Annotated in this window: 9 protein-coding genes and 1 tRNA gene; 1 reads left to right on the top strand and 9 read right to left on the bottom strand. The window is 30.3% G+C overall.

Features of this window, described 5'->3' with window-relative positions; all coding sequences use genetic code 11:
• Positions 1 to 175: 175 nt before the first annotated feature.
• The 9 genes from E5347_RS16400 to E5347_RS16360 all read right to left on the bottom strand — a co-directional run bounded on the left by E5347_RS16400 (position 176) and on the right by E5347_RS16360 (position 8,183).
• A tRNA-Thr gene (locus tag E5347_RS16400) sits at positions 176 to 251 on the bottom strand.
• A gap of 88 nt (positions 252 to 339) precedes the next feature.
• A complete protein-coding gene (gene sigH, locus E5347_RS16395) occupies positions 340 to 984 on the bottom strand; it encodes an RNA polymerase sporulation sigma factor SigH (RefSeq protein WP_136008302.1) in 645 nt (214 codons plus the stop codon).
• A gap of 50 nt (positions 985 to 1,034) precedes the next feature.
• Positions 1,035 to 1,547: an NYN domain-containing protein gene (locus tag E5347_RS16390; RefSeq protein ID WP_136008301.1), complete on the bottom strand. Its 513-nt coding sequence runs from the start codon at positions 1,545 to 1,547 to the stop codon at positions 1,035 to 1,037.
• A gap of 20 nt (positions 1,548 to 1,567) precedes the next feature.
• Positions 1,568 to 2,467 carry a 23S rRNA (guanosine(2251)-2'-O)-methyltransferase RlmB gene (rlmB, locus tag E5347_RS16385; protein WP_243109809.1) on the bottom strand — a complete coding sequence of 300 codons (900 nt, stop codon included), beginning with the start codon at positions 2,465 to 2,467 and terminating at the stop codon, positions 1,568 to 1,570.
• A gap of 30 nt (positions 2,468 to 2,497) precedes the next feature.
• A complete protein-coding gene (locus E5347_RS16380) occupies positions 2,498 to 2,914 on the bottom strand; it encodes a Mini-ribonuclease 3 (protein ID WP_136008300.1) in 417 nt (138 codons plus the stop codon).
• A 44-nt stretch (positions 2,915 to 2,958) separates the two neighbouring features.
• On the bottom strand, positions 2,959 to 4,359 hold the full coding sequence (gene cysS, locus E5347_RS16375) for a cysteine--tRNA ligase (RefSeq protein WP_136008299.1): 1,401 nt from the start codon (positions 4,357 to 4,359) through the stop codon (positions 2,959 to 2,961).
• 11 nt (positions 4,360 to 4,370) lie between these two features.
• On the bottom strand, positions 4,371 to 6,083 hold the full coding sequence (locus E5347_RS16370) for a proline--tRNA ligase (RefSeq protein WP_136008298.1): 1,713 nt from the start codon (positions 6,081 to 6,083) through the stop codon (positions 4,371 to 4,373).
• A gap of 312 nt (positions 6,084 to 6,395) precedes the next feature.
• Complete coding sequence (gene ispD, locus E5347_RS16365) at positions 6,396 to 7,076, bottom strand: 2-C-methyl-D-erythritol 4-phosphate cytidylyltransferase (RefSeq protein ID WP_136008297.1); 681 nt, start codon at positions 7,074 to 7,076, stop codon at positions 6,396 to 6,398.
• A 12-nt stretch (positions 7,077 to 7,088) separates the two neighbouring features.
• Positions 7,089 to 8,183, bottom strand: coding sequence for a PIN/TRAM domain-containing protein (locus tag E5347_RS16360; RefSeq protein WP_136008296.1), 1,095 nt, complete (start codon positions 8,181 to 8,183; stop codon positions 7,089 to 7,091).
• A gap of 218 nt (positions 8,184 to 8,401) precedes the next feature.
• Between E5347_RS16360 and E5347_RS16355 the strand changes: the two genes are divergently transcribed.
• Positions 8,402 to 8,869 (top strand): DUF1573 domain-containing protein, encoded by a 468-nt coding sequence (locus E5347_RS16355; RefSeq protein ID WP_136008295.1) that lies wholly within the window; start codon positions 8,402 to 8,404, stop codon positions 8,867 to 8,869.
• Positions 8,870 to 8,906 lie beyond the last annotated feature (37 nt).

Raw genomic sequence — 8,906 nt, 5'->3', positions numbered from 1 at the left:
ACGTGTGGTTTACTTCTTTCGAATTTTTGCTTTGCCATTGTAAAATCCTCCTTTAATCTTTGTAATAAACTTTGCCTAGCGTTTTCTGTTTTTTGGGTTAATATATTGAGCACACTACAAAGATCAAAGCAATCTATAATTACGATAATCACAACTAGTGAGCGCTCAACTATATTGGAGCTCACGATCGGGATTGAACCGACGACCTCCGCCTTACCAAGGCGACGCTCTGCCTACTGAGCTACGTGAGCATTTCCTCGTTAAATTGGCTTATAGTTTAATATACCAATTATAAAGTTTACTATTGTTCAAAAAATTTGTCAATAAAAATTTGATGACTTATTTATCATTATATAGACATTTTTCAAGCTTTCTCTTAACCCTCTGAAGAGCATTGTCTATAGACTTAGCTTGCCTATCCAAATCGCAGGCTATTTCTTGGTATGACTTGCCATCTAAATATGACTGTAGCACTTCCATTTCTAAATCTGAAAGAACCTTAGCCATTTCTCCCTCTATATGTTTTAACTGCTCTTTTCCTATAATTAATTCTTCTGGATCAGTTATCTTAAGTTCCGACAGAACATCTATAAGAGTTCTATCTGATTCTTCTTCATATATTGGTTTATTTAAAGATATATATGTGTTTAAAGGGATATGCTTCTGCCTAGTAGCAGTTTTAATAGCTGTTATTATTTGTCTTGTAATACAAAGCTCAGCAAAGGCTTTAAAACTTGCTAACCTATCTGCTTTAAAATCCCTTATAGCTTTATATAATCCTATCATTCCTTCTTGGTAAATATCTTCTTTATCTGCACCAATTAGAAAATATGATTTAGATTTAGCTTTAACAAAATTCTCATACTTTGCTATTAAATACTCTTGAGCTCTTGCATCACCAGTTTTTGCCTTATCAACTACTTCTTCATCTGTCTTATTCACAAACTCACTAAAATGTGTATTCACCTTGCTACTATCCTCCACTACATATCACCCCTTCAAGCCTATCTATAATAGCTACAATAATCAACTTATCATTTACTACGTCTCATAGCTTCTAATTTATTAAACACTTCCTCATCAACATTATCTAATAAGTTATTCTTAGATAAGTTTGAATTTTTTAAAGTTTTATTTTTTATTCTACTTTCAGTATCAAGTACTTCATTATAGAATTCAAGAGAAGATACTCTTACAGCTCCTCTTTGAAATATAGTTTGTTGTTCAAGCCAGTCTGAAGTTACAACATAAACCTCAAATCTTCTCCCTATATTATGAACTTCTCTTTCAATATAAGAATCAGCCGTTTCACCATCTTTAGTAAATACTATACTGATGTTTTTATTTATATCTTCTTTCTTTTCAATGCTTCTATTTACCTTATGGGCATCAAAAACTATTATTATTTTACACCCCTCATAAACTGAATAGTTGTGTAGGCTATCAATTAAACTTTGCCTAGCTCCATCAAAACTATAATCTTTTTGAAACTTTAAGTTAGGCCAACTGTTTATAACATTATACCCATCAACAAATATTATTTTCAAAACATACCTCTTCTATAAAGCTATTTTGATAGCCTTCCTTTTAATATTTCATACATCATTATACCACCTGCAACTGAAGCATTTAAAGAATTAATTCTTCCTACCATAGGAATTTTTACTAATTTGTCGCATTTCTTTAAAGTAAGCTTAGATATACCTCTACCTTCACTTCCAATTACTATTGCGCAAGGACCACCAAAGTCAACTTCATAACTATACTCAGTACCAGCGATATCTGCACCATATATCCAAAGTCCTTCTTTTTTAAGTTCATCTATAGCAGCATTTATATTTGTAACTTTAGCTATTCTCATATGCTCTATAGCTCCAACTGAACATTTATATACTGTAGATGTTACCCCTACATTTCTTCTCTTTGGTATTATTATTCCATGAGCTCCACATAACTCTGCTGTTCTTATAATTGAACCTAAATTATGAGGATCTTCTATTTCATCTAAAACTATTATAAAAGGATCTTGATTTTTCTTTTTAGCATAGTTTATCATATCTGCTACTTCATAATACTTATATGCTGTAACTTGAGCTATTACCCCTTGATGATTATTACCAGCACTCATAAAGTCTAGTTTCTTTCTATCAACTTCCTTTATCACTAGTCCTTTTTCTTTTGCTATATTAATTATAGCTTTAATAGAACCTTCCATATTACCATTAGCAATATATAGTGCCTCTATAGTTCTATCACTTTTTAATACTTCCATAACAGCATTTCTTCCTACTATTATATCTTCTCTTTCTTCAACTTCAGGACTTTCAATTGCTTTATTCCTATTATTAGAAGATTTTCTTTCTTCTCTAAATCCATAGTTTTTAAATTTCCCTTGATTAGTAGAACCTTCAAGCATTTTTCTTTCAGCTCTAGCTCTCATTCTACTTTCTCTATTTCCTTTTGTCACTTTTATTCACTCCTTATAACATTTATTAACTTATGTTAACTTAACTTTTGTTGATTTTTCTAATATATAAAATAATCTCTCTTTGTTTCCAATTAAATATAAATATCCAAGTAAAGCTTCAAATCCGGTAGCGTTTCTATAGTCTATCACATTTGCATTTTTAGGAGTAGTGGCAGATTTAGTATTTCTTCCTCTTTTATAAATATACATTTCATCTTCTTCTAACTCTTCTTCTATATCCTTAATGATAGTAGATTGACTTTTTGCCTTAACATACTTAATAGCCTCAACATGCATCTTATGTGCAGACAGCTCAGTGTTCTCAGATAGAATATAACTTCTAATATATATTTCGAACACCGCATCACCAACTAAAGCTAATTGCAAAGGATTTAGCCTTCTAGCTTCATCACTACTAAATTCCCTACTTCTTAAATCCTCTAACATCCTAATCTCCTTTAAATAAAGGCTGCACTTTCGCAGCCTTTAAATTAATTTACTTTTTTCCATCTAACACCTTGTGGTGTATCTTCTAAAATAATATTTCTAGCCTTTAAGTCATCTCTTATCTTGTCAGCTAAAGCAAAATTTCTATCTTTTCTTGCTTGCTGTCTTTCTTCTATTAATCTTTCAATTTCTTCTTCTAAACTACCCTTAGTTGATTTTTGTAACATTCCTAAAGGTCCACCAAGTTCTCTTATTAATTCTAGAGCTTTTTCACATAGTTCTTTAGATGATTCTATATTGATGTTTGAATTAATATCTCTTATAAGATCAAAGATAGCTGTTATAGCATCTGCTGTATTAAAATCATCATCCATTTTATCAATATACTTTTGTCTATATACATCTAATGATTTTAAATACTCTTCTTCTTTTTCATCCATTTTATCTTTCTTAACTTCATCAATTAAATTTTCAAGATTCGCTACAGCATTATAAAGTCTTTCAACAGATGCCTTTGCAGAATCTAATAGCTCCCCGCTGAAATTTAATTGTACTCTATAGTGAGCTGATAACATTAAAAATCTTATTACATCAGCATCATAATTTTTAAGAGCCTCTCTTGCAGTTAAGAAGTTATTTAATGATTTAGACATCTTTTCATTATTAACATTTAAATATGCTGAATGCATCCAGTAGTTAGCAAAGGTCTTTCCTGTTAACGCTTCACTTTGTGCTATCTCATTTTCATGGTGAGGGAAAGCTAAATCCATTCCACCAGCATGTATATCTATAGTTTCACCTAGTAATTTCTTTGCCATGCATGAACATTCAATATGCCAACCTGGTCTTCCAAGTCCCCATGGACTTTCCCAAGCAGGTTCCCCTGGTTTTTGAGCCTTCCATAAAGCAAAGTCTATAGGATCTTCTTTTCTTTCATCAATATTAATTCTTGCTCCAGATTGAAGATCCTCTATACTTTGTTTTATAAGCTTTCCATAGCCATCAAACTTTTTAGTTCTAAAATAAACATCTCCAGCTACTTCATAAGCATAACCCTTTTCTATTAGCCCAGAAATAAAATCAATTATATCCTGAACAAATTCAGTTGCTCTAGGATTTGTAGATGCTCTTTTTATATTAAGTCCATCTGCATCTTTATAATATTCATCTATATACTTATCTCCAACGCAAGCTACTGTAGTCCCTTCTTCATTGGCTTTTTTTATCATTTTATCATCTATATCAGTAAAATTTTGAACAAAATTTACTTTGTAGCCTCTATACTCAAAATATCTTCTTATTGTATCGAAAACTATAAAAGTTCTCCCATTTCCAATATGAAAATAATTATATACAGTTGGTCCACATACATACATCTTAACTTCTCCAGGAGTAAGCGGTACAAACTCCTCTTTCTTTCTCGTTAAGCTATTATAAAGTATCATTGATTTACCTCCTATCTAATAGTTAATTTATTTTTATTAAATTCTTCTTTTACTCTATTTACTACATCTTCAATTTTTATAGTTTCCATTTCAGCAGTTCTAAGCTTAAATTCAACTTCACCATCTGAAATTTTCTTACCTACAGTTACTCTCATTGGAATACCCATAAGCTCAGAATCCTTAAATTTAACTCCTGCTCTTTCATTTCTATCATCTAATACTACATCTACACCGATAGATTTTAATTCTTCATATATTTTACTCGCAACTTCCATTTGTGCTTCATCTTTTATATTAACAGGAATTACATTAATATGATATGGTGCAACTTCTAAAGGCCAAACTATTCCATTTTCATCATTATGTTGTTCTATTATAGAAGCTAATGTTCTAGTTACTCCTATACCATAGCATCCCATAATAAATGGTTTTTCCTTACCATTTTCATCTATAAAAGTAGCTTTCATAGCTTCAGAGTACTTAGTTCCAAGCTTAAATATATGGCCTACTTCAGTTCCTCTAGAAATATTAACCTTAGCTCCACAAGAAGGACACTTTTCTCCTTCTGTTATATTTCTATAATCTCCTACTATACCTTCGAAATCTCTACCATAGTTTACATTTTCAATATGATATCCAGTTTCATTAGCTCCAACTATGAAATTATACATATTTCTAACTTCTTCATCAACTAATAAAGTATCTACCTTTATATTGATTGGTCCAGCAAATCCTACTTGTGCGTTAGTAGCTGCTAAAACTTCTTCAGTTGTAGCCATATTTAAGTTAACTACTCCACCTAAAGCATTAGAAACCTTAATTTCATTAACTTCTCTATCTCCTCTAACCATAACTGCAACAACTTTTCCATCTGCATTATATATTAAAGTCTTTGCAAATTTCTTTTCAGTTGTATTAAAGAATTTAACTAATTCTTCAATAGTTCTGATATTTGGAGTTTCAGTTTTAACTAAATCTTTTAGATCTTCTTTTTCTGAAACTTCCGGTGTAGAAGGAGCCTTTTCTATATTTGCTGCATAATCACAAGCGCTGCAGAATACTACATCATCTTCTCCTACTTCTGATTTAACCATAAATTCTGCTGAACCAGAACCTCCAATTGCTCCTGAATCTGCTTCAACTGGTTTTGCATCTATATCACATCTATTAAATATTTTAATATAAGCTTCTCTCATCTTATTATAAGATAAATCTAATCCTGCTTGATCCTTATCAAAGCTATAAGCATCCTTCATTATAAATTCTCTAGATCTCATAACTCCAAATCTTGGTCTTCTTTCATCTCTGTATTTAGTTTGGATTTGATATAAATTAACTGGTAATTGCTTATATGATTTAATTTCATTTCTTGCTATATCAGTAAATACTTCTTCATGAGTAGGTCCTAGACAAAAATCTCTATTATTTCTATCTTTAAGCCTAAACATTTCTTCACCATATACATCCCATCTACCAGATTCTTGCCAAAGCTCTGCTGGTAATACTGCTGAAGCTAGAAATTCTTGTGCTCCTGCATCATTCATTTCTTCTCTAATTATATCTTCTACCTTTTTTAAAGCTTTTAATCCTAATGGCATATAGTTATATATTCCTGAAGCCATTTTTCTTATCATTCCAGCTCTTAACATAAGCTTATGGCTATCAATTTCAGCTTCTGCTGGAACTTCTCTTAATGTTGATATTAACATGTTAGACATTTTCATAATCTTTTCCTCCTATATCTATAGATGCTATAGCGATATTATTTTATTAGAAAATAAAAAAATCCGCCCTAAATAATTAGGGCGAATATTAATCGCGGTACCACCTAAATTTGTACTCTAGTAATTTTAACGATGTTAAACCGATAGTTTTTACCTATAACTCCAAAGCTGGTTCAAACCCTATTGAAAATCTTACAGCCCATGAATTTTCTCTCTGAAAAAGCGGATTTTACTATTCTTCTTCACTGATTTAAAACCTATTTAATTTTAGCTTAATTAATTATATAGTCTTGTAAATCTTCTGTCAATATATTAGTCTACTACATTTATTAGCTTTTCAGCCAATATTAAGTCTTCTGGAGTAGTGACTTTAATATTTGTATATTCACCTTCATATAGATAAACACCATAATTATAAGCTTCGACTACCATGGTATCATCTGTTACTATTAAGTTATCATTTTTAAGTCTCTTATGACACTCTTTAATAATATTACTTTTAAAAACTTGAGGAGTTTGTATTGCAACTAATGTCTCCCTCTTAGGAGTTTCCTTAGAAAAACTCTTATCATCTTTAATTTTAATAGTATCTTTTGGTGTTACTCCAGGAGCTGCTGCTCCATAAAGGTCAGCATATTTTATTCCTTCAGTAATTATCCTTTTAGAAACAAATGGTCTTGCTCCATCATGTATCAAGACTATGCCTTCATCCTTTACCGCACTTAGCCCATTAAACACAGAGTCTTGTCTCTCTTTTCCACCTTCAACTATTAAATCAACTTTAAGTGAATATTTTTCTAGAACTTCATTTCTGCAATACTCTATCTCTTCCTTAGGTAAAACTAATATAATCTTATTAATTTCATCACAAGATAAAAACTGCTTTAATGTATAATATAATAATGGCTTACCATTAAGCTCTATATATTGTTTGCTAATTTTAGCTCCCATTCGTTTGCCTTTTCCACCGGCTAAAATTATAGCACTAACCATAAAAACACCTACTTAATCTTCCTTAGGTTTAGCAAATATCATTCTTCCTGCTGCTGTTTGTAGAACTGATGTAACTATAACTACTATTTGTTCTCCCATGAATCTTCTTCCACCTTCAACAACTATCATAGTTCCATCATCTAAGTATCCAATACCTTGAGTTGCTTCCTTACCGTCCTTAACTACTATAACCTTCATCTCTTCTCCTGGAAGAACTACTGGCTTAATAGAATTAGCAAGTTCATTTATATTTAAAACCGGAACTCCTTGGAATTCAGCTACTTTATTTAAGTTAAAGTCATTAGTAACAACTTTTCCTTTAAGAGTTTGAGCAAGTTTTAATAATTTACTATCTACTTCTTGAATTTCAGGAAAATCACCTTCCCAGATTTGAGTCTCTATATCTAATTCCTTTTGAATCTTATTTAGTATATCTAGACCTCTTCTACCTCTATTTCTTTTTAAAGAATCAGCTGAATCAGAGATATGTCTTAATTCATCTAATACGAAATTAGGAATTACTAAAGGACCTTCTACGAAACCAGTTTGACATATATCAAAAATTCTTCCATCTATAATAACAGATGTGTCTAAAACTTTAGGATTATTCTTTGAATGCCCCTTAGTTTTCTTTTCCTTTTGACTACTTTTCTTTAAGTTTACAAGAACATTTGCTATGTCATCCTTCTTTTCAATAAATATACTTGCAAATATAATTGCAAATATTAAATTTAACAGCACAAATAATATAGGTCCAAGTCCATATAAATCTATATTATTAAGGGGTAACCCTATCAAGGACGTAAGAATCAGAGAACTTAGCGCCCCTACTCCACCATAAATAAGTTCAGTTGCTGTAAATCTTTGAATGCTTTTTTCTATATATTCAATAATCTTAAGCATAGAGTCATATATACGTGGCGATATAATATAAAATATAATTCCTAAAATAATAGTTATAAAGATACGAAAAGATATAATTCCAATTGATTTTGATAAAAAATTACTTGCACTTAAAGCTTTAATATTAAGTAGTACTCCACTTAATATATAACCACTTATTAATCCAATTGCAGTAAATATAACTCTTATAATCTTTTTTAACATATTTTCACCTCCTTAAAATAATACTTGTTCTTAATCCACTTAATTATACCATATAAAGGTATTCACTAAAATGGCGAATTATTAATTTCTTATTAATTTAAAATACCCCCTATAAAAAAGAAAATAATTCATTTATTATAATTTTATCATCTACTACACCCATAACTGCAAATTATTCTTCCCAAACAGTGATAATCTTGTAAGGAGTTGAGCTATAAATGAAGGATATAATATTTGATAATTTTCAAAATGATGTTAATGAATCTCTTCTACGACACAGAAGTATTTTAGATATAATGACTAAGTTAACAGAATCAAATTCAAGGGTTAATCGTGCCCTAGCAAAGGCAGTAACTGATTGTGGTTGCATAAGTATATATGCAAAAAAGCAAGATATTCCTTCTAAAATCGGTGAATTAATAAATAGTAAAAATCATAGTGAAAACACACAAAAAAGTAATGATGAAGTTAATATTGACTTAGATAACGAAAGCTTAAGTCAGCAATTAACTCACCAAATAGAAGGAAATCTATGCAATAACTGTCGTGAAATTATAGAAAATGAAATAGGTAATAATATATTTTATCTTACTTCTTTATGTAATAGCTTAGATTTGAATCTATACGATATATTATTAAAAGAAGAAAATAAAATTAATATATTAGGTAAATATACTTTTAGGTAAAGTCAAAGCAGGTTAACCCCTGCTTTTCTATTATTAT

Origin of the sequence: Clostridium sartagoforme (assembly GCF_004794105.1) — a bacterium.
In the GTDB taxonomy this organism is placed as follows: Bacteria; Bacillota; Clostridia; order Clostridiales; family Clostridiaceae; genus Clostridium; species Clostridium sartagoforme_B.
Note: the sequence above shows the minus strand (reverse complement) of the source record. Positions and strands in the feature narration are given on the sequence as shown.